General features: G+C 65.6%; 16 protein-coding genes and 1 pseudogene. 7 read left to right on the top strand and 10 right to left on the bottom strand.

The genetic code is table 11. The features are described from left to right. Positions 1 to 469: 469 nt before the first annotated feature. Positions 470 to 1,502 (top strand): annotated as a pseudogene (locus ACSKB9_RS32980) (translocation/assembly module TamB domain-containing protein). 19 nt (positions 1,503 to 1,521) lie between these two features. On the opposite strand, the gene ACSKB9_RS32985 reads toward ACSKB9_RS32980, so the two are convergent. Next, positions 1,522 to 2,295 (bottom strand): SDR family oxidoreductase, encoded by a 774-nt coding sequence (locus ACSKB9_RS32985; RefSeq protein ID WP_438078390.1) that lies wholly within the window; start codon positions 2,293 to 2,295, stop codon positions 1,522 to 1,524. 136 nt (positions 2,296 to 2,431) lie between these two features. On the opposite strand from ACSKB9_RS32985, the gene ACSKB9_RS32990 reads away from it, so the two are divergent. From ACSKB9_RS32990 to ACSKB9_RS33000, 3 genes are all read left to right on the top strand, one after another. After that, positions 2,432 to 3,340 (top strand): LysR family transcriptional regulator, encoded by a 909-nt coding sequence (locus ACSKB9_RS32990; protein ID WP_438078392.1) that lies wholly within the window; start codon positions 2,432 to 2,434, stop codon positions 3,338 to 3,340. Positions 3,341 to 3,403: 63 nt separating this feature from the next. Further along, on the top strand, positions 3,404 to 4,027 hold the full coding sequence (locus tag ACSKB9_RS32995; RefSeq protein WP_438078394.1) for a hypothetical protein: 624 nt from the start codon (positions 3,404 to 3,406) through the stop codon (positions 4,025 to 4,027). A gap of 198 nt (positions 4,028 to 4,225) precedes the next feature. Next, positions 4,226 to 4,999 (top strand): SDR family NAD(P)-dependent oxidoreductase, encoded by a 774-nt coding sequence (locus ACSKB9_RS33000; protein ID WP_018273423.1) that lies wholly within the window; start codon positions 4,226 to 4,228, stop codon positions 4,997 to 4,999. Positions 5,000 to 5,118: 119 nt separating this feature from the next. Here the strand turns inward: ACSKB9_RS33000 and ACSKB9_RS33005 are convergent, their stop codons facing one another. The 6 genes from ACSKB9_RS33005 to ACSKB9_RS33030 all read right to left on the bottom strand — a co-directional run bounded on the left by ACSKB9_RS33005 (position 5,119) and on the right by ACSKB9_RS33030 (position 13,572). Next, positions 5,119 to 7,605 carry a TonB-dependent receptor gene (locus tag ACSKB9_RS33005; RefSeq protein WP_438078396.1) on the bottom strand — a complete coding sequence of 829 codons (2,487 nt, stop codon included), beginning with the start codon at positions 7,603 to 7,605 and terminating at the stop codon, positions 5,119 to 5,121. A 325-nt stretch (positions 7,606 to 7,930) separates the two neighbouring features. Further along, the gene (locus ACSKB9_RS33010) at positions 7,931 to 8,605 is read right to left on the bottom strand and encodes an RraA family protein (protein ID WP_438078398.1); all 675 of its coding nucleotides are present in this window, start codon (positions 8,603 to 8,605) and stop codon (positions 7,931 to 7,933) included. 191 nt (positions 8,606 to 8,796) lie between these two features. After that, on the bottom strand, positions 8,797 to 9,822 hold the full coding sequence (locus ACSKB9_RS33015) for an amidohydrolase family protein (RefSeq protein WP_438078400.1): 1,026 nt from the start codon (positions 9,820 to 9,822) through the stop codon (positions 8,797 to 8,799). A gap of 22 nt (positions 9,823 to 9,844) precedes the next feature. Next, entirely contained in the window at positions 9,845 to 11,173 is a 1,329-nt protein-coding gene (locus ACSKB9_RS33020) for an MFS transporter (protein WP_438078402.1), read from the bottom strand. A gap of 29 nt (positions 11,174 to 11,202) precedes the next feature. After that, a complete protein-coding gene (locus ACSKB9_RS33025; RefSeq protein WP_438078404.1) occupies positions 11,203 to 12,534 on the bottom strand; it encodes an MFS transporter in 1,332 nt (443 codons plus the stop codon). Between the two features lie 51 nt (positions 12,535 to 12,585). Next, on the bottom strand, positions 12,586 to 13,572 hold the full coding sequence (locus tag ACSKB9_RS33030) for an NAD(P)-dependent oxidoreductase (RefSeq protein WP_438078406.1): 987 nt from the start codon (positions 13,570 to 13,572) through the stop codon (positions 12,586 to 12,588). A gap of 186 nt (positions 13,573 to 13,758) precedes the next feature. Here ACSKB9_RS33030 and ACSKB9_RS33035 point away from each other — a divergent pair, with 186 nt between their 5' ends. Both ACSKB9_RS33035 and ACSKB9_RS33040 read left to right on the top strand, forming a co-directional pair. Continuing rightward, a complete protein-coding gene (locus ACSKB9_RS33035; RefSeq protein ID WP_438078408.1) occupies positions 13,759 to 14,694 on the top strand; it encodes a LysR substrate-binding domain-containing protein in 936 nt (311 codons plus the stop codon). 185 nt (positions 14,695 to 14,879) lie between these two features. Next, on the top strand, positions 14,880 to 15,230 hold the full coding sequence (locus ACSKB9_RS33040) for a hypothetical protein (protein ID WP_438078410.1): 351 nt from the start codon (positions 14,880 to 14,882) through the stop codon (positions 15,228 to 15,230). 22 nt (positions 15,231 to 15,252) lie between these two features. Here the strand turns inward: ACSKB9_RS33040 and ACSKB9_RS33045 are convergent, their stop codons facing one another. After that, positions 15,253 to 16,149, bottom strand: a complete 897-nt coding sequence (locus ACSKB9_RS33045; RefSeq protein ID WP_438078412.1) for a LysR family transcriptional regulator — start codon at positions 16,147 to 16,149, stop codon at positions 15,253 to 15,255. A 116-nt stretch (positions 16,150 to 16,265) separates the two neighbouring features. On the opposite strand from ACSKB9_RS33045, the gene ACSKB9_RS33050 reads away from it, so the two are divergent. Beyond that, positions 16,266 to 17,144, top strand: coding sequence for an NmrA/HSCARG family protein (locus ACSKB9_RS33050; RefSeq protein WP_438078414.1), 879 nt, complete (start codon positions 16,266 to 16,268; stop codon positions 17,142 to 17,144). 222 nt (positions 17,145 to 17,366) lie between these two features. Here the strand turns inward: ACSKB9_RS33050 and ACSKB9_RS33055 are convergent, their stop codons facing one another. Both ACSKB9_RS33055 and ACSKB9_RS33060 read right to left on the bottom strand, forming a co-directional pair. After that, positions 17,367 to 18,077 carry a type 1 glutamine amidotransferase gene (locus tag ACSKB9_RS33055; RefSeq protein ID WP_438078416.1) on the bottom strand — a complete coding sequence of 237 codons (711 nt, stop codon included), beginning with the start codon at positions 18,075 to 18,077 and terminating at the stop codon, positions 17,367 to 17,369. A gap of 86 nt (positions 18,078 to 18,163) precedes the next feature. Continuing rightward, positions 18,164 to 19,102, bottom strand: coding sequence for a hypothetical protein (locus tag ACSKB9_RS33060; RefSeq protein ID WP_438080504.1), 939 nt, complete (start codon positions 19,100 to 19,102; stop codon positions 18,164 to 18,166). Positions 19,103 to 19,149 lie beyond the last annotated feature (47 nt).

Below are 19,149 nucleotides of genomic sequence, written 5' to 3' on the forward strand. Positions count from 1 at the left end.
TCCGACCGGCCAGTACAAGGTCGCGGTCAAGCAGCTCACTGCGCCGCAGACCAGAAGCGCCGGCCTGCCGCCGATCGACGTTGCCGCGGACGAGCAACTCGACGGCAGCCGCGCGAGTGTGAACACCACAATTGCCGCGGGAAGAGCCGGCGCGATCACGGCATCGGGCACGGTGCCGCTCGACGCCACGGGTCCGATCGCGCTAACCGCGAAGGGCCGCCTCGATGCCGCCGTCGCCAATGCCGCGCTTTCCGCCTCTGGCCGTGCCGTGTCCGGCAGCGTCGCGCTCGATGCCCGTGTCGGCGGCACGCGTACCAAGCCCCAGATCGGCGGTGTCGCCACCATGAGCGGGGGTACCTTCCGCGACGGCATGCTCGGCACGCGCCTCGATGCCGTCGAGGCGAAAATCACCGCCGAAGGAGAGCGCATCGTCGTGGAGCGCCTGACCGCAGTGACGCCCAACGGCGGTATGTTGTCCGGCTCCGGTGAGGTACGGGTCGCCCCGGATGCCGGTTTTCCAGGCACGATCTCAATTCGCGGTCAGCAGGCGACGCTTGCTTCCAGCGCGCTGGCGACCGCGCAGGCCAATCTCGCTATCGGCGTCACAGGCGCCCTGGCGCGCGATCCGCGGATCGTCGGTCGCGTCGACTTGACCCGCGTCAACGTCGATATTCCGGATCGCCTGCCGTCGACGCTGAAGCCGATCGACGGCATCAACCATGTGAACGCCTCCGGACAGGCCGCTGCACGGCTCGCGGCTGCGCGCAAGGCCGAGACACCGAAAGGCAACAAGAAGCGTCCGGCGCTCTTCAACGCCGCGCTCGACGTGACAGTTTCGGCGCCGAACCACGTCTTCATCCATGGCCGCGGGGTAACCGCGGAACTCGGCGGCTCCGTTCATGTCGGCGGCACGAGCAACGCGCCGGTTCCGAAGGGGCTTCTCGCTCTATCAGGGCAAGCTGGTGGTGCTCGGAAAGACGCTGACCTTCACCAAGGGCAATCTCTCCTTCAATGGCGATCTCGCGCCCGAGCTCGATTTCGCGGCAGAGATACAGGCCTCTGACATCACCGCGCAGGTCGGAATCTCGGGCCCGGCGGCCGCGCCGGTCTTCGCCTTCCATTCACAGCCCGAGTTGCCGCAGGACGAGATCCTGTCGCGCATTCTCTTTCAGAAGGCTTCGGGCAGCCTGACGACCTCGCAGGCCGTGCAGCTCGCCGGGGCCGCCGCTCAGTTCGCAAGCGGTGGCGAGGGAACGGTGGACCGCATGCGCCGCTCGCTCGGGGTCGACAATCTGGACGTGGGCGCCGGGGCGGGCGGTCCGATGGTCGGCGCCTCGCGTGCGATCGGCGACAGGCTGAGCGTGGGTGTGCGGACGGGCGCGAGCGCCAGCCAGTCAGGAGTGTCGGCCAATGTCGACGTGACGCGCCATATCCGCGTCGAGTCGGATGTCGATGCGAAGGGCTCGACATCCGTCGGAGTCGGCACACGGTTCGAATGGTAAAGGCGACCGAGATCGCGCCTCACTTCGTGGTGTAGCCGCCGTTGACGAGGATGGTCTGGCCGGTCATCCACCAGCCGTCCGACACCAGCAGGCGGATCCACGGCACGATATCCTTGATGTCGGTGAGGCCGGTCCTGGAGAAGCCGGACAATGCTGCCGCCGATTTGTGGTAGGCGACCGCGTCCGCGCCTTCGGCCGGATAGAAGAACGGCGTGTCCATCGGTCCGGGTCCGATTGCGGTGACCGAGATGCCGCGCGCGCCGAATTCCTTCGAGGCCGCGCGGGTGTAATGCTCGACCGGGGCCTTGGTGCCGGCATAGGCCGCATAGAACGGTGTGTAGGCGCCGAGCAGCGACGTCACCAGCGTGCAGATCTTGCCGTTGTCGTTGACGTGGCTGCCGGCCTCCTTGAGGAAGAAGAACGCGGACTTGGCGTTGATCGCGCTCATCGCGTCATATTCGGCCTCCGAGATCTCGACCATCGGTTTCTTCAACACCTTGCCGACGGTGTTGATCGCGATGTCGGGACGGCCGATCGCGGCGACCGCGTCGGTGAACAGCTTCTCCATCGCGCCTGCTGTTGTGAGATTGGCCTGGAAGGCGACCGCCTTGCTACCTGCGGCCTGCAGCGCCGCCACCGTCGCGTCGGCATCGGCCTTGGTGGCCGCGCTGTTGTAGTGGATCGCGATCGCCTTGGCGCCGTGGGCGGCGAGATCGCGCGCGATCAGGCCGCCGAGATTCTTGGCGCCGCCGGCGATGATGACAGTCTTGTCCTTGATGCTGTGGTCGGTCATGGCGTTCGCCTCTCCAGGTCTCGCGGCAGCGCCTGCGGCCGCGAGACCTGGAGAGGACGATATCGTCTGGAATTTGCCGATAAAGCCATGCATTCTGATCTCACTTGTCAGAAACAGCGAACAATCGGGGACGATCTTGGACCGCATCGACCTGTTCCGCATCTTCGCTCGCGTCGTCGAGTGCGCGAGTTTTACGCGGGCGGCCGATACGCTGGGCCTGCCGCGCTCGTCGGTCTCGTCAGCGGTCGCGGAACTGGAGCAGCGCGTCGGCGTGCGGCTGCTCCATCGCACGACGCGAAAGGTGTCGCCCACGCATGACGGCGCGGCGTTTTACGAACGAGCCTTGCGCGTCGTTGCCGATGTCGAGGAAGCCGAGACCCTGTTCCGCCACGCCGCCGCCGAACCGTCCGGCAGGCTCAGGGTCGACGTGCCCGGGCGGATCGGCCGCCTGATCATCGCGCCGGCGTTGCCGGCTTTTCTTGATCGTTATCCGCAGATCGACATCGATCTCGGCGTCACCGATCGCGCCATCAACCTGATCGAGGATTCCGCCGATTGCGTCGTGCGCGTCGGCCCGCTCAGCGATTCCGGTCTGATCGCGCGGCCGCTCGGCAATCTGACGCTGATCAATGTCGCAAGCCCCGGATATCTCGCGCGCCACGGCACGCCGCGAACGCCCGACGATCTCGGCGCGCATTGGGCGGTCAACTACGCCTCGCCCTCCACCGGCCGCACCGAGGAGTGGGAGTGGAGCGAGCAGGGCGCAACACGCACGGTCGCGATGCGCGGCCGCGTCACCGTCAACAGCGCCGAGGCCTATATCGCCTGCTGCCTCGCCGGCCTCGGCCTGATCCAGATTCCCGCCTACGACGTGAAGCGGCATATCGATGCCGGAGAGCTCGTCGAGCTGATGCCGCGGCACCGCGCCGCGCCGATGCCGATGACCTTGCTCTATCCGCACCGTCAGCATCTGTCGCGGCGGCTGCAGGTGTTTGCCGACTGGTTGACGGATTTGCTGAAGCAGAAGCTGCTCGCGGTGGAGTAGGGGCGCAGGCTGGCGTTCCCGGTCGTCGGGACGTATAATCTCGGTGCTCGTGACGGTAATCTGATGACCACTTTGGTAAGCAAACTCGGCCCCGCAATCGCAGTGTTGGCGCTGTGCCTGAGCGGCCAGCAGCAGGCCAATGCCCAAGCCGGCCCGGTGCGCTACTGGACGCCGGGCTCGCTGTTCGGCTTCGGCGGCAGTCTCGCCGACGGCCAGAAGGCAGATACCTACGGAAACTTTCCGAGCTTTGACGCCGCCGGCGCGCAAGGCGGCGATTTCTCGTATCTGAACGGCCGGCCCGACGGCTGGTTCGCCGGCAGCGAAGGCGGTCGCGTCGGCTGGAACGCGCTCGGCCAATCGGCGGCGTTCGGCTCGCTGGAATATCAGGGCGCGCAGTTCGGCTACAATTTCAGGGGTGACGGTAATACGCCCGTGACCTTCTTCGCCGGCTTCGACACCCTGAAATACAATCCGCCCGGTGCCGGCGGACCGCTGGCGCCGTTCAGCGGCAATCCCGGCGTCAACGCCGGCTATTCGGCGCGCGCGGGCCTCGAGTTCCGGCCGACTTCGAATCTCAGCCTGTCCTTCGGCGCGAGCTTCACCCAGCAAGGGGCGGAGCGGATGGACAGCGACATTCATTCGCAGCTGCTGCCCGGCCAGTCTCCGGTCCTGTTCGGCGGCCGCTAAAGCGCGATGAGATTAGGTTGAATCGTCATCGCGCTTTATCTCCTTGTTTGAGCATGATCTTTTCGGAAAACCGCTTCGCACTTTTTCCGGATCATGCTTTAGCGCGTCAGCGCAAGACGGCAGCGCTGCGGTCCTGATTCAACCAGAACGTCAGAACCAAAGAAGGCTCGAAGTCACGGGCACAGTCAGGATCGAAACATGGATATGCAGGGCAAGATCGCACTCGTCACCGCCGCGGCATCGGGCGCCGGCCGCGCCGGAGCACGCATCCTCGCGCGCGAGGGCGCGGCGGTCGCGGTGGTCGACCAGAACGAGGCCGGCGCGAAGGCGGTGGTCGACGAGATCAAAAAGGGCGGCGGGCGCGCGCTGGCGCTGACTGGCGATCTGCGCGACGACGGCTTTGCGCGCGATATCGTCACGGCGACGGTGAAGGAATTCGGCGCGCTCGACTGCGTGTGGAATCATCTCGGCATTCCCGGTCCGTCCGTGATCGACGATCTGGAAGGCTGGGATCTCAGCGTCGATCTCAATCTGCGCTCGCAGCTGATCACCACCAACGCGGCGCTCGGCCAGATGACCGCGCGGCGCCAGGGCAGCATCCTGTTCACCGCATCGACCTCGGGCCTGGTCGGCTCGCCGTGGAGCCCGACCTATTCGGCGGCCAAGGCCGGCGTGATCGGGCTGGCGCGCGCGCTCGCTAAGCGCCACGCCAAGGACGGCGTCCGCGTCAACGCGATCTGCCCCGGTGCGATCGACACGCCGATGCTGCGGGTGTTCGTCAACCGGCCGGACCAGCCGGGCCACAACGAGGCCGATGCGGAGGAACTGATCAAGGCCGCGGTCACCCGCAATCCGATGGGCCGCGCGGCGCGTCCCGAGGAGATCGCGGAGGTCGCGGTGTTCCTGCTGTCGGACAAGGCGTCGTTCGTCACCGGCATCGCGATGCCGGTCGACGGCGGGACGGTGGCGTAGCGTCTTCCAGGAATTGCCCTAAAGCATGATCCGGAAAAGTGCAAAGCGGTTTTCCGAAAAGATCATGCTCAAACAAAGAGCTAAAGCGCGATGACGATTCAACCTAATCACATCGCGCTTTAGAACTTCGCCCTGATGCCGGCATAGGCCGCGAGCGGCATGCCGGGGACGAAGGTGCGCGGATCGGTCAGCTGGGCCATCAGGTTGGGCGCAACTCCGGCGCTGGCAAAGCCGCCGGTCTCGTAGAACGCGCCGCCGAGATAATAACGCTGGTTGAAGACGTTGTTGATCAGGCCGAACACCTCGATATTCGGCGTGATCTTGTAGGAGGTGTGCAGGTTCACGACCGCGTAGGCCGGGACCTTCTGGCTCTGGTTGGTGTCGTCGCCGATCAGCCATTGGCTGCCGACCACGTTGACGTCGGCGCCGACCTTCCACGCGTCGGTGGCGAGGTACTCGACACCTGCCTTGAAGCGGTGCGCCGGAATGCCCGGGATATGGTCGCCCGGCTTGACGTTGATGAACCGGACGTCATCGTTGTTCGGGTCGGTCAGGGCGTTCGGGTTGTCGGGAGCCGGCAACGTATTTGCGCTTCGATAGGTCGCATCGATGAAGGTGTAGTTGGCATAGGCGTTCCAGCGATTGACGCGGTAGTCGAGCTTGGCTTCGATGCCCTGCCGCAGGGTCTGCCCTGCATTCTGGAAATAGCCGAAATTGCCTGTGCCGATGGGGCTCTGCACCCGGATGATGTCGTCGTCGGACAGAGTGTGGAATGCGCCGAGGCCCCAGCTCAGCACGCCGGTCCTGGCGTCGTTGCCCCAGGTGCCGCGGAAGCCGGCCTCGACGGTGTGCGACACTACCTGCTTGAGCGGCGGATCGGACACCAGGAAGGAATCGATGACGCAGGGGCGGGCCGGATCGGAGCAGCCGAGCTCGAGCGGCGTCGGCGCGCGGTTGGCCTCTGAATAGCCGGCATAGAAGGTGAGGTTCGGGGTGATCTTGTAGGTGCCGCCGATCACCGGGTTGAACCGCTGGAAGCGATTGCTGCTGTTGAGCTGGTCATTTGTCCCGGTCTGGTCCCGCAGATCGATCTCGGCATAGTTGAATCGTCCACCGGCAGTGACCGAGAACCTGTTCGTCACGTCGAAGGTATCGGTGAGATAGACGCCGGTGTAGGTGTTGGTGGCGCGCAGGTCGACCGGGGCGAGACCGGCATCGGGCTGGTTGATGAAGATGCCGGTGCCGGTCACGAACAGGTTGTTCGGATCGATCGTTCCGAGCTCGCTGGTCGCCGTGAATTTCGTGTTGCCGTGGTCGACGCTGACGCCCATCACGACGTGGTTGTCGTGTCCGAACAGCTTGTCCGAGTTGGTCAGCTGGGCCGTGCCGCCGAAGCTGTTGGTCGCGGCCCGGTTGCGGTCGACTTCGCCAAGGAAGGCGTTGCCCAGCGTGTTCGGAACCGAGGGACCTCCCGCCGGACCGAAAATCGGCAGGTCGTCGCCGATGCACAAACTGTCTCCCCCGTCGCAGGCATGCACGTCGGTGCCGTTGCCGTCGACATGGGTCTGCCGGAAGCCGCGGAAATAGGCATTGCCCTGGAAGGACCAGGTGTCGGAGAAATTGTGGTTCAGCGTCGCGTTGACGAAGGCGAGCTGAAGCAGCGTCGTCTGCGGCCAGGTGTAGACGCTCGACCAGCGCTGATTAAGCATCTGCACCGGCGTCGCTGCGACGTTGCCGAGCAGGTTGCTGGCGCCGGTGAAATTGACGTGAAATTCGGTGTCGTCGTTGCGTGCGCCAACATCCACATACATGCGGTTGATGTGCGACGAATTGGCGTAGTTGCGCCAGCCGCGATCATAGGCGGATTCGAACGCCGCGTAGGCGGAGATGTTGTCCCTCTGGCCGCCGGCCTGCACGCTGCCCTGCACGCGCCCGTAAGAGCCGCCGAACAGTTCAGCCTCGGAGCCCTGATAGGTGAAGCCGTTCTTCATCTGGATGCTCAGCGCGCCGCCGATCGCGTTGAGGCCGAACACCGGATTGTTGGGAAACAATGCGACGCTGTCGATGGCCTTTTCCGGGATGAAATCCCAGTTGACCACGTCGCCCCAGGATTCGTTGATGCGCACGCCGTTCTGATAGACCGCGATGCCCTGCGGCGTGCCCTGGACCGGCGAGGCGGTAAAGCCGCGGTAGTCGAGATTGCGCTGGAACGGATTACCGGTCTGGTCGCCGAGCGTGACGCCGGGCAGCTTGCGGTTCACAGCATCGAGGAAGTTCGTCGAGTAGTTGTGGCTGAAATCCTGCGTCGTCATCACCGCGGTGTTGGACGGAACCTTGTCGCGATCAATCAGGGTGGAGTCGCGGTCGGAGGGGCCGGGTGCAGCGGTGCCGACATCGGGGCCCGCTGCCGGAGCAACAGGTCCGGTTCGGGTTCGCGCGGTTCGCGTGGTCCGAACCACCGGCCGTGCCGCCGGCCTTGCGCTGCGGGTGCCGGCCAGAGGTGTGGGCGCAATCACGTTGACCGGCGGCAGTTCAGTGGGGACCGGATCGGCCGTCTGAGCATGCAGGACAGTCGATGGCAGTGCAGAGCCAATAACAGCCAGCACGGCCGCAGCGCCTCGCGTATAGACCGAAGAAGACAAAGACCGTGTTGCCGCACGCAACAACGCAGCAGCCATGACGCCCACCCCCAAGCCGCGGTTCGGCTTGATCCCCGACGAACCTTGGCTCGGAGACTGCGGGAACGCCCTTGCTTTGGCAAACAAGATCAATCCCGGGGGACCGGGATTCTTTTCCATCTGGAATCGGGAAAAATTCCCGATTTTGATGGACGGGCACACGCACACGATACGGGCGGGATGATTCCGGCCGACTTGGCGCAAATTCGTGCCCAAAAGGCGGGCATCGCCGCCTTTGGGACCGCCGATCGTCTCAGTCCTTGAACTCGCAGCCGAGGCGCTGCAGGGCCTCGTCGACCCAGCGGCGGTCGCTGGTGCCGGCGAGGATTTGCTGGATCGCCTTTTCCTCGGTCGCCTTCTTGGCCTCGGTCAGCTTGCAGATCGCCTCGGCGTCGTCATAGGGCACGCAGAGCACGCCGTCGTCGTCGGCCACGACGAGATCGCCGGGCTCGACGATCATGCCATCGATCGAGACGGCGCAGTTGATCTCGCCCGGGCCGTCCTTGTAGGGTCCGCGATGGGCGACGCCGGCGGCAAACACCGGGAATGATCCGGCGCGGATCGCGCCGGCATCGCGGATCGAGCCGTCGATCACGAAGCCCGCGACGCCCTTCTTCTCGGCCAAGGTCGACATGATCTCGCCGATGATAGCGTTGACCAGCACGCCGCCGGCATCGACCACGATGACGTCGCCGGGCTGCGCCAGGTCGATCGCCTTGTGCACCATCAGATTGTCGCCGGGCCGGGTCTTGACCGTCAGCGCCGGGCCGCCGAGCCAGCCGCCCGCGTGCATCGGCCGCAGCCGGTTGGTGCCCGCGATCCGTGACATCGAATCGCTGATATTGGCGACCGGCAGGGTGCGGTAGCGCGCGACGAGATCGGGCGACACTTTCCGCTTCGCCTTGTGAATAGCAAATCCTATGGCCATCGGTTTTCTCCGGTGTGTTGGGCGTGATTGTACGTTTGCAATCGGGACGACGGAAATATCTTGCTTGTAGGACCATCACCGTCATTGCGAGCGAAGCGAAGCAATCCATGCTTCCGCAGATGCGGAGCGATGGATTGCTTCGTCGCTGACGCTCCTCGCAATGACGGGGCCGTAAACATCGATCGCTTCGTTCAATGGGCGCGGCGGTCGAGATGGGCGCTGAGGCGAGGATAGACGCGGCGGGCATTGCCTTCAAAGATCTTGGCCTTGTCCGCCGCGCTCAGCGGCAGCGCGTCGATATAGCGGCGGGTGTCGTCGAAGTGATGGCCGGTTTCGGGATCGATGCCGCGCACAGCGCCGACCATTTCCGACGCAAACAGGATGTTCTCGACCGGGATCACCCTGGTCAACAGCTCGATGCCGGGCAGGTGATACACGCAGGTGTCGAAGAACACGTTCTTCAAGAGATGCTCCGACAACGGCGGCAGCTTCATGTCCTGCGCCAGGCCGCGGTAGCGGCCCCAGTGATAGGGCACCGCGCCGCCGCCATGCGGGATGATGAACCGCAGGGTTGGGAAGCGCTTGAACAGGTCCGAGGTCAGGAACTGCATGAAGGCAGTGGTGTCGCCGTTGAGGTAATGCGCGCCGGTGCCGTGGAAGCAGGGATTGCAGGAGGAGGAGACATGGACCATCGCCGGCACGTCGAGCTCGACCATCTTCTCATACAGCGGATACCACCATTCGTCGGTCAGCGGCGGATCGCACCAATAGCCGCCGGCGGGATCGGGGTTGAGGTTGCAGCCGACGAAGCCGAGCTGCGTCACGCAGCGCTCCAGCTCCTCGACGCAGTTGGCGGGCTTGACGCCCGGGCTCTGCGGCAGCTGGCAGACGGGGACGAAGTTCTGCGGGAACAGCGTGCAGACCCGGTGCACGAGGTCGTTGCAGATCGTGGTCCATTCGCGGCTGGTCGCCTCCTTGCCGACGTGGTGTGCCATGCCGGCGGCGCGCGGCGAGAAGATGGTGACGTCGGTGCCGCGCTCCCTTTGCAGGCGAAGCTGCGCGCCCTCGACGCTGGAGCGGATCTCGTCATCGGTGATGCCGAGATTGGTGGTAAGCGGCCGGCGCGACTTGTCGGCGAGGCCCGCGAGCTGCTTGTCGCGGAAGATCTGCAGCTTGGCCGGCTCGGTAGTGTAGTGGCCGTGACAATCGATGATCATGGTTGCTTCCTTGGTAGGGGTGTCAGTGTGCGACGGATGACGGGATCGCGCCCGTCAATTCCGTCTCGCGCGGCTTGACGCGCATGGTGGCGGCGATGGCGGAGGCGACGAGCAGGAAGCCGGCGATCCCGACCAATGCCCAGGAGAAGCTTCCGGTGGAGTCCTTGATCAGGCCGATGCACCATGGCCCGATCAGGCCGCCGAACTGCGCCAGCGTGTTGACCAGCGCGATCGAGGCGGCGCCGGCCGCGCCGGTCAGCAGCGAGGCATTGATGCTCCAGAACAGCGGATTGCCGGCATTGAGGCTGAAGCCGACGATGCACAGGAACACGAAGGCCAGCACCGGGCTCGCGACATAGGCGCTGCCGAGCATCGCGACTGCGGCCAGCAAGTAAACTGCTGCGAGATGAAACTTGCGATCGCCGGTCTTGTCCGAGCTGCGACTGACCACGATGGTGCCGATGACGCCGAGCAGCGGCGGGATCGCCGAGAGGAAGCCGACCTGGATGTTGCTGAGATTGCCCATGCCCTTGATGATCTGCGGCAGCCACAGCAAGAGGCCGTAGATCCCGACCAGCGCACAGCCGAACAGCGCCGCCAGCAGCCAGACCCGGATATCGAGGACGCATTCGATCAACCTGTGCTGCCCCTGTTGCTCGATCTCGGCCCGCTCGGCGGCGAGTTCGCCCTCCAGCCAGGCCGCCTGTTCCTTGGTGAGCCAGCTCGCCTTGGCCGGGCGGTCGGTGAGATAATAGAGCGTGAACAAGCCGAGCAGAATGGTCGGCACGCCCTCGGCGAGGAACATCCATTGCCAGCCGTGGAGACCGGCAGCGCCATCGAACCAGGTCATGATGCTGGTCGAGATCGGCCCGCCCAAAACCGCCGAGAACGAGCCGGCGATGATGTATCCCGCCACCGCGCGGGCGCGATAGCGCGCCGGGAACCAGTAGGTGAGGTAAAGCACCACGCCGGGCATGAAGCCGGCTTCCGCGACGCCGAGGCCGAACCGCATGATGTAGAGGCTGAGCGGATTCCAGACAAAGGCTGTCAGCGCGGCGACGAGGCCCCAGGTGATCAGGATCCGCGCCAGCCAGATCCGCGCCCCGAGCAAGTGCAGCATCAGGTTGCTCGGCACCTCGAGCACCATGTAGCCGAGGAAGAAGATGCTGGCCGCGAAGCCGAAGATCGCGGGGCTGAGGCCGAGGTCCTTGTTCATCGTCAGCCCGGCATAGCCGAGATTGATGCGGTCGAGATAGTTGAAGAACATCATCACGAACAGGATCGGGATCAGCCGCCAATAGACGCGGCGGATGGTCTGCTGTTCGAGCTCAGTGACGGACGCTCCGGCCATTGCAATCCTCCCGTTCATTGTGATGGCGTTCATTGGGTCGCGACGCCATTTCGGATGTTGTTAGGGTGTCCGGTCTCTCGTTCGTGCGGCGGGCGTTCGGCGCCGTCCGGCGCGCCGCCCGCTGCCATTGTTCTGAGGTCGATGCCCTGCTGCTCGGGCAGCAGCAATGCCGCGCAGAATGCGGCGGTGTAGCCGCAGATGGCGCAGATCGCCATTGCGTCGCCGAGATGCATTCGCGTCGAGAGAATGCCGACGGTCGCCGGCACGATCGAGCCGAGGCCGCGCCCTGCGCTGAGCGCGAATCCGGCGCCGTTGGCGCGGATGCTGGTCGGAAACAGCTCGGCAAAAGTCGGCATCAGGCCGGAAGCGAGGCCAGCCTGCAGCGCGCCGAGAAAGAATCCGAGGATGACGGTGATGCCCTGACCGATCGGCGCCTGGGTGTAGACGACGACGTTCAGCGCCTGGCAGACCAGGAACAGCATGAAACCCTTGCGGCGGCCGATGCGGTCGGCGATCAGGCCGAAGGCGATCGGTCCGACGAACGATCCGAAGATGTTGACGGCGAGATAGCCGGCGGTGTGCGTGACCGGCAGATGCAGCCCGGTTTGCAGATAGGTCGGCAGCCAGGTGATCATCACATAGGCCGCGCCGAGCGTGCCGGTGGTGAAGAAGGTCGCGACCAGCGTCTTGAACAGATGCTCGCCGGTGAAGATGGTCCAGAAGCTATGCGCCGGCGAGGCGGCGCGCTGTGCCTTCTCCTCGACGAAGATCGCGGATTCCGGCACGAAGCGGCGGACGAAGAAGACCAGCAGCGCGGGGAGGATTCCGATCGCGAAGAACACGCGCCAGGCCATGTCCTGCGACAGCCAGCCGAAGATGACGGGAAACAGCGCCACCGACAGCGCATTGCCGACGGCGTATCCGCTCTGGATCGCGGCGGCGACGCGGCCGCGCATGCCGGCCGAAACCACTTCGGCGACCAGCACGGCGCCGACCGCGGCCTCGCCGCCATAGCCCATGCCCTGGATGGCGCGCGCGACCAAGAGATACCAGAAGCCGTCGGCAAAGGCGGCGGCAAAGGTCGAGACCGCGACCAGGAGGATGGTGAATTGCAGCACGCGCACCCTGCCGAACCGGTCCGCGGCAATTCCGGCGACCCAGCCGCCCAGGGCGGTGCCGATCAACGAGCTGGAAGCCAAAATGCCGGCGTCAGGCCGCGACAGGCTCAGCGTTGCGATCAGCGCCGGCGTGACCAGCGCGTAGATCGTCGTGTCCATCGAATCGAGTGCAAGGCCGCCGAAGGCGGCGAAGAAGGTCTTGCGTTCGACGGCGGACAGCTTGGACAGCCACCCCAGATTCATGTTCGTTTCCTCTTGATATCGCGGCCTCTTGGTGGGCCGTTTTTGCGAGATTTAAGGCGCGTCGAGTGCCGCCGGGTTCACCACATTGGTGCGATCGATGTCGCGTTGCGTGAGGACAGCTGCGATGTTGCGCGCGGCCTCGACGCCGGTCCGCGTGATCGATGCACCGGTCTGGGCTGCGATATGCGGCGTCACGATCAGGTTCGGCGCCTGCAGGATCGGCCTGTCCTTCGCCGGCGGCTCCTCCGCCAGCGTGTCGAGGCCGGCACCGGCGAGATGGCCACTTCGCAGCGCCGCGCACAACGCGTCCTCGTCGACCAGCGCGCCGCGCGCGGTGTTGATCAGGAGCGAGCCAGGCTTCATGGCGCTGAGCTGTCCGGCATCGATCATGCCGCGCGTCGTATCGGTCAGCGGCGCGTGCAGGCTGACGATGTCGGAGACCGCGAGCAATTCGGCGAGATCGGCGGCTTCGCGCGCCAGTGCCGGATCGACGCGGCCCTTGCTCCGGCCGAGCGCGACGACGCTCATGCCGAGCGCGGCCGCCGCGCGGGCGACGTGCCGGGCGATGCGACCGAAGCCGACCAGGCCGATTGTGCGACCGCTGATTTCGCGGCCGCGATAGGTGGCGCGGTCCCAGGCGCCGGAATGGGTTCGCGCGTTCAGGCTGACGACGTCGCGCCCGAGCGCGAGGATTAATGCGATGGTGTGCTCGGCAACCGCAGGCGCATTCGCGTCGCCCGCGACCATCACCAGCACGCGCCTGGCGGTTGCGGCATCGATATCGACGCTGTCGACGCCGGCGCCGTGCTTTGCGATCACGCGCAGGTGCGGATTGCCGGCGATGGTGGCAGCGGAGAACACCGGATTGCCGCGCATCAGGATCGCCTGCGTCGGTGCCCGCGCCATCTCGTGCGTGAGACGCTCAGGGGTGACGGCATCGGGCATCAGCACGACATCTGCACCGATCTCGCTGAGGACATTGACGGCGGCCGGCGCGAGGCTGTCGCCGGTGACGAGAACGCGAAACGGAACGGTCATCTTCTATCGTCCGCTGCGATATTGCATGGCTGACCCGCTGCGAGCGCCGCGCCGTCGTGCCTGAACCTGACGCATTTCGCGCGCTTCTCCCTTGGAGGACTGGTGATTTCGCGCGAAGATCGGGAAACGGCCCCGTGAGGTCAAATACCTTGTTGACCCCCGACTTATAGGGAATTGGAATAAGCGATGGATTACAGGCAGCTCCGTTACTTCATCGCGGTGGCCGAAGAGCTCAGCTTCAGCCGCGCAGCGAAACGTTTGCATGTCAGCCAGCCGCCGCTGAGCACGCAGATCAAGGCGATGGAGGAAGAGCTTGGCACGCGCCTGTTGGCGCGCACGCGGCGCGCGGTGGAACTGACGCAGGCCGGGCAGTTGCTGCTGGAACATGCGCGGCGTGCGGTCAGCGAGCTCGATCTGGCGTCGGAGACGGTGCGTCGTGCGGCGCGCGGCGAGGCCGGCATGATCCGGGTCGGCTTCACCGGCTCGGTCCCGATGCTCGACATGTTCGCCGAGCTGTTCCGCAGCTTTCGCGCCAGCTATCCGCGGGTGAAGATCGAGCTCAGGCACATGTCGACGGCAACGCAGCTGCGCGCGCTTGCCGACGCCGAGCTCGATGTCGCGATCATGCGCCCGCCGCTCGATTTCAGGCCGGCGGCCGATCTGCAGGTCCATGTGGTGTGGCGCGACCGGCTGATGGTGTTTTTGCCGCTGGATCATCCGCTGGCCGGCGCGAAGGGCGCGCTCGAGATGGCCGACCTTGCCGAGCATGAATTCGTCGGCATGGCTGAGAGCGGCTGCGGTGTCGGCGATCAGGCCGCGATGCTGTGCCGGCGGGCGGGCTTTGCCCCGCGCGTGGTGCAGGAGGCGCATGAGCTGCGCACCGTGCTCAGCCTGGTTGCGGCCGGGATTGGGCTTTCGATCCTGCCGTCCTGCTACCAGCAGGCCGGCGTGATGAATGTGGTGGCGAAGCCGCTGGACACGCCGGATGCGGAGAGCCGCATGCTGGTGGCGATGCGCTCCAACGCTTCGCTGCTGCCGCGCCGGTTCGTCGAATGCGCGCTGCAGGCGGCGTCGCGCAGCGCACCGCCGCTCGTCCCCGAGGTCGCAGCAATGAGTTGTTGATCGTGCTGCACGCCCTATACTTTCGTCGACCGTAGTCTTCCGGCATCCCGTCTGGCCCTGCTCTTGCATCGTTCAATGTCAGGTGCTGGGGCGCGGATGTGTCGTGCTCTCGCCTGCGGCGGCAGCGTCGCAGGCGAGCAGTCTGTGACGCGCGCCCGCAGCTGGATCGACACGGAGACGACGACATGCACGCCATCACGCGTGCGGCACTGCTGCTCGGGACGATGTGGCTGACATCGCCGACCCTGGCGCGGGACGACGGCCGCTACGCCAATTCACCGCTAAAGCCCTGGTTCGAAAGCCTGCACAGCGGCTATGGACAATGCTGCTCGGATGCTGACGGCTATGTGGTCGCCGATCCCGACTGGGAGTTTGATCACGGCAACTATCGCGTGCTCATCGACAATGAATGGGTTGTCGTGCCGAACGAGGCCGTGATTACCGAGCCGAACAAGATCGGGCGCACCATGGTGTGGAAGCACTATATCGACGGCCACCCGCGCGTGCGCTGCTTCATGCCGGGCAGCATGACCTGAGGCGCATCGTCCGGGCTGCAACTCAGGCCGGCGGGACGAACACCCGGTTCGGGAATGCCTGCTCGACGGCGTCGAGAAACGCGCGAACCTTTGCGCCGACCAGCCGTCGCGAGCTCTGCAGCGCCCAGATCTCGACCGGAGGTCTGGCATCCGTTCCCCAATAGGCAAGCCGCCTCGCGGCAATGTCGTCATCGACCAGCAGCTTCGGCAGCAGCGCCGCGCCGGCGCCTGCGAGCACAGCATCGCGCATCATCAGCATCGATGAGAGACGCAGCACCGCCCGTGGCCTGAGCGTGATCTCTTCGCGTTCATTCCGGATGTGCCAGAGCGTGTCCGGAGGCGTCTGCGACATCAGAACGGCATCGACCGAGACGCCATCCGGATCGCGCGCGGCGGTCGTCGGCGGCTGTCGATCGGGATGCGCAACGACGAGCAACTCGTCGCTGAGGAAGCGGCGGCCGACCAGACGTTCATCCGGTGACGGGTTGATACGGATGACGAGGTCATAGCCGTCTTCCACCGGATCGACCAGGCGATCCTCGGCGACGATCTCGAGCTGGACGTCGGGATAGGCGCGCGCAAAGCGCGCACCGATCCGGCCGAACGCGACATGGGCGAGCAAGACCGGCGCGCTGACCCGCAAGCGGCCGCGCGGTGTCGACGCGCCGAGCACCACGGCTTCGCCGGCCTCGGCGATGTCGGACAATGGACCGCTGGTGCGCTCGTGCAGCGCGCGGCCCTCATCGGTCAATCGCAGGCTCTGCGAACCCCGCTCGATCAAGCGGACGCCGAGACTCTGTTCCAGTTCGGCGACGCGGCGGGACAGCGTGGCCTTGGCCCGTCCGGAAGCGCGGCTGGCGCGGCCGAACCCGCCATGCGCGGCCACCAGGTTGAAATCGGTGAGCGCCTGAAGGTCCATCGCACTGTTCCACATTCGAAACGGTCTGTTCGGATAATGCCATCTTCAAAGGAAAATTGGAACGGCTAGCTTCTCTGCAACGGCAGACGATCTGCCCCAAAAGAGGAGTATTCGACATGACCATTCTGGTAACAGGCAGCACGGGCACCATCGGCACCCAAGTTCTCAATCATCTCGCCGGTCAGGGCGTCGAGGTTCGGGCCCTGACGCGTTCGCCCGGCAAGACGCAATTTCCGCAGCACGTGACGGCGGTTCGCGGCGATCTTGCCGACGTGGATTCGGTCCGCGCGGCGCTCGTTGGCGTCAGCACGCTGTTCCTGCTGGTGCCGAATGCGGCCGACGAACTGACGCAGGCGATGCTGACGCTGACCGCCGCGCGCGAGGCCGGCGTCAAGGGCATCGTCTATCTCTCGGTGTTCAAGCGCGAGGCCTATGCGGACGTGCCGCATTTCGCCGGCAAGCACACGGTGGAGCGGATGATCGAGGCGCTCGATCTTCCCGCGACCATCCTGCGTCCGTCCTATTTCATCCAGAACGATCTTCGGCTGAAGGAGCCGCTGCTGAACTTCGGCGCCTACGGCATGCCGATCGGCGCGAAGGGCATCTCGATGGTCGATATCCGCGACATCGGCGAGGCGGCCGCGATCGAGCTGCTGCGCCGCGAGCGCGCGTCCGCACCGCTGGGCCGCGAGACTTACGCGCTGGTCGGCCCCGACGTCGTGACCGGCGAGGGCGCGGCTGCGATCTGGCGCGATGAGCTTGGCCGCGCGGTCAGCTATGGCGGCGACGATCTCGCGGCGATGGAGCAGCGTTTGAAGGCAGCGATGCCGGCATGGCTCGCGCTCGACATGCGCCTCATGTTCGGCCGGTACCAGAGCGACGGCGCGGTCGCGACGGCCGACGAGCTGGCACGCCTGACGAAGCTGCTCGGCCGCGCGCCGCGGGCCTATCGCGATTTCGCCCGCGACGCCGCCGCGCAGTGGCGCAAGGGCTAGCTGCGAATGAAGGCTTTACAGCGAAGCAAGCGCTTCCTTCACCTCTCCCCCGCGTGCGGGGAGAGGTCGCATCGCATCGAAGATGCGATGCGGGTGAGGGGGAGCCTCCGCGAATTGTTCTGGCTCCGTTGACGTGGTGACAGCCCCTCACCCCAACCCTCTCCCCGTAAGAACGGGGCGAGGGAGCGCAGTTCCGTTGCGGCCGCCAAGCGAACACGATGTCTAGTCGCTACGGCGCACGAGGAAGCGCGTGACCACGCCGCCAAGCGTGGCGTGGTCGAGCGGTTCGGTGAGCGAGGTCTTGGCGGCTTCGATCAGGGCATCCGGCGCGCGGCCGCGATGCAGATCGCACAGCGCGTCGGCATAGTCGGCGGTGAATTCCGGATGCGGCTGCACCGACAGCGTCGTGCCGTTGGCGTAGAGCAGGGCGGCGTGCGGCGTGAACCCGGACGACAGGATGGTGCGCGCTGAGGCGGGCGGGTCGACCACCTGGTCCTGATGCGAGCAGGCGACGGCGATCGTCTCGCCGTCGATCAGCCCGTTGTCCGGCGCGATCCGATAGACATGGCGCCCGATGCCCCAGCCTTTCTCGGATTTGCGCACCGTGCCGCCGAGCGCCTGCGCGATCAACTGATGGCCGAAGCAGACGCCGACAGTCGGAATGCGCTTGTCATGGGCCGTGCGCACGAAGGCTTCGAGCGGCGCGATCCACGCGACGTCGTCGTAGACGCCGGCGGCCGATCCCGTGATCAGGATCGCATCCAATGCGACCGGATCCGGCAGCGTCTCGCCATTGGCGAGGCTGACGACGTCGCAGCCAACAGATGGATCGGCGGTCGCCACCATCCGCTGAAACATCTGCGGATAGCTGCCGTGGCGCTCGCGGGCTTGCGGGTTGACGAGCCCGGTTTCGATGATGGTGATGCGGGGCATGGAACGCGCTGACGGATGAGCGGGGACGCCTCAGCCTTTACTCCGAAAGCGCCAATGGCGACAAGCTGCGCGTGGGCGGTCGCCGATCAATTCCGCGACGGTACCGCCGCGTCGATCGTGGCGGTGTGCTGCGCCGTCGGCGCCGGCGTCGTTGCGACGATCACGGGCTCGGTGCGGTAGCGCGGCAGCTGATCCTCGAGCGAGTAGCCGACGCAGAGCGCGAGGCTCGACCAGACCGCCATGCTGAAATACAGCGACATCCAGGCGATCTCCTCGCGCCACTCGGCGATGTCGTGGGTCACGACCCAGCGCCGGCTGACGTCGCGCAAGCCTTCCAGCGGATGCAGCAGCGTGCCGCCGGCGGCGAGGTTGGCGCGCCAGCGGTTCAGATACATCGGGACGTCGATGGTCATCAGGAAGGCGAGGAAGGCGGCGATGCCGAGGATCGCGACGATGAAGGCCCAGCGCACCGGGCCATGAAACTCCGGCAGCAGCCGGCACAGCGCAATCCCGACCAGGAAGAACACCACCGCCCACATCGAGTTCTCGATCGCGTTGCAGAGATAATGGGTGGTCAGCACCGCATACCAGGAGAAGCATTCCGCGATCACGATCAGCGGCACGATGATCCAGGCGATGTTCACGGTGGTCTCGGCGCCGGTCATGGTGCCGAGCTGATGCAGGATGATCGCCCATTGCGCGGCGAAGCAGACCTCGGCGACGGTGGCAACGGTGCGGCCGACCACGACGCTCGACAGCCAGGTGTCGAACAGGCAGATGCGCTGCACGTCGGCGCGCGGCAGGACCGAGCGAAAGGCGCAGCCGAACACATAGGCCGCGCACAGCAGCATCATCAGGCCGATGCCCGAGGTGTTGCTGAAGCTGCCATTGGCCTGTTCGTTGAACTGGCGGTAGAGCGCGAACCAGATCGCGATGTTGGCGGCGCTGACGAGGCTCAGGAAGCCCCACCACCGGACCACTGGATTTGACCAAGCCAGCGAAACCGGCCGTGCCCGCCACTCCATGCTCATTCACCGCTCCGCGTGTAACCGAATTGATATTGAACTGTAGC

Source organism: Bradyrhizobium sp. BR 1433 (assembly GCF_051547665.1).
GTDB classification, from domain to species: Bacteria; Pseudomonadota; Alphaproteobacteria; order Rhizobiales; family Xanthobacteraceae; genus Bradyrhizobium; species Bradyrhizobium australafricanum.

Coding starts and splice junctions, on each gene's coding strand:
- ACSKB9_RS33030 (WP_438078406.1), bottom strand. CDS start 13,572: ATGACCGTTCCGTTTCGCGTTCTCGTCACCGGCGACAGCCTCGCGCCG.
- ACSKB9_RS33040 (WP_438078410.1), top strand. CDS start 14,880: ATGCACGCCATCACGCGTGCGGCACTGCTGCTCGGGACGATGTGGCTG.
- ACSKB9_RS33020 (WP_438078402.1), bottom strand. CDS start 11,173: ATGGCCGGAGCGTCCGTCACTGAGCTCGAACAGCAGACCATCCGCCGC.
- ACSKB9_RS33035 (WP_438078408.1), top strand. CDS start 13,759: ATGGATTACAGGCAGCTCCGTTACTTCATCGCGGTGGCCGAAGAGCTC.
- ACSKB9_RS33025 (WP_438078404.1), bottom strand. CDS start 12,534: ATGAATCTGGGGTGGCTGTCCAAGCTGTCCGCCGTCGAACGCAAGACC.
- ACSKB9_RS33055 (WP_438078416.1), bottom strand. CDS start 18,077: ATGCCCCGCATCACCATCATCGAAACCGGGCTCGTCAACCCGCAAGCC.
- ACSKB9_RS33015 (WP_438078400.1), bottom strand. CDS start 9,822: ATGATCATCGATTGTCACGGCCACTACACTACCGAGCCGGCCAAGCTG.
- ACSKB9_RS33045 (WP_438078412.1), bottom strand. CDS start 16,149: ATGGACCTTCAGGCGCTCACCGATTTCAACCTGGTGGCCGCGCATGGC.
- ACSKB9_RS33010 (WP_438078398.1), bottom strand. CDS start 8,605: ATGGCCATAGGATTTGCTATTCACAAGGCGAAGCGGAAAGTGTCGCCC.
- ACSKB9_RS32985 (WP_438078390.1), bottom strand. CDS start 2,295: ATGACCGACCACAGCATCAAGGACAAGACTGTCATCATCGCCGGCGGC.
- ACSKB9_RS33050 (WP_438078414.1), top strand. CDS start 16,266: ATGACCATTCTGGTAACAGGCAGCACGGGCACCATCGGCACCCAAGTT.
- ACSKB9_RS32995 (WP_438078394.1), top strand. CDS start 3,404: ATGACCACTTTGGTAAGCAAACTCGGCCCCGCAATCGCAGTGTTGGCG.
- ACSKB9_RS33060 (WP_438080504.1), bottom strand. CDS start 19,102: ATGGAGTGGCGGGCACGGCCGGTTTCGCTGGCTTGGTCAAATCCAGTG.
- ACSKB9_RS33000 (WP_018273423.1), top strand. CDS start 4,226: ATGGATATGCAGGGCAAGATCGCACTCGTCACCGCCGCGGCATCGGGC.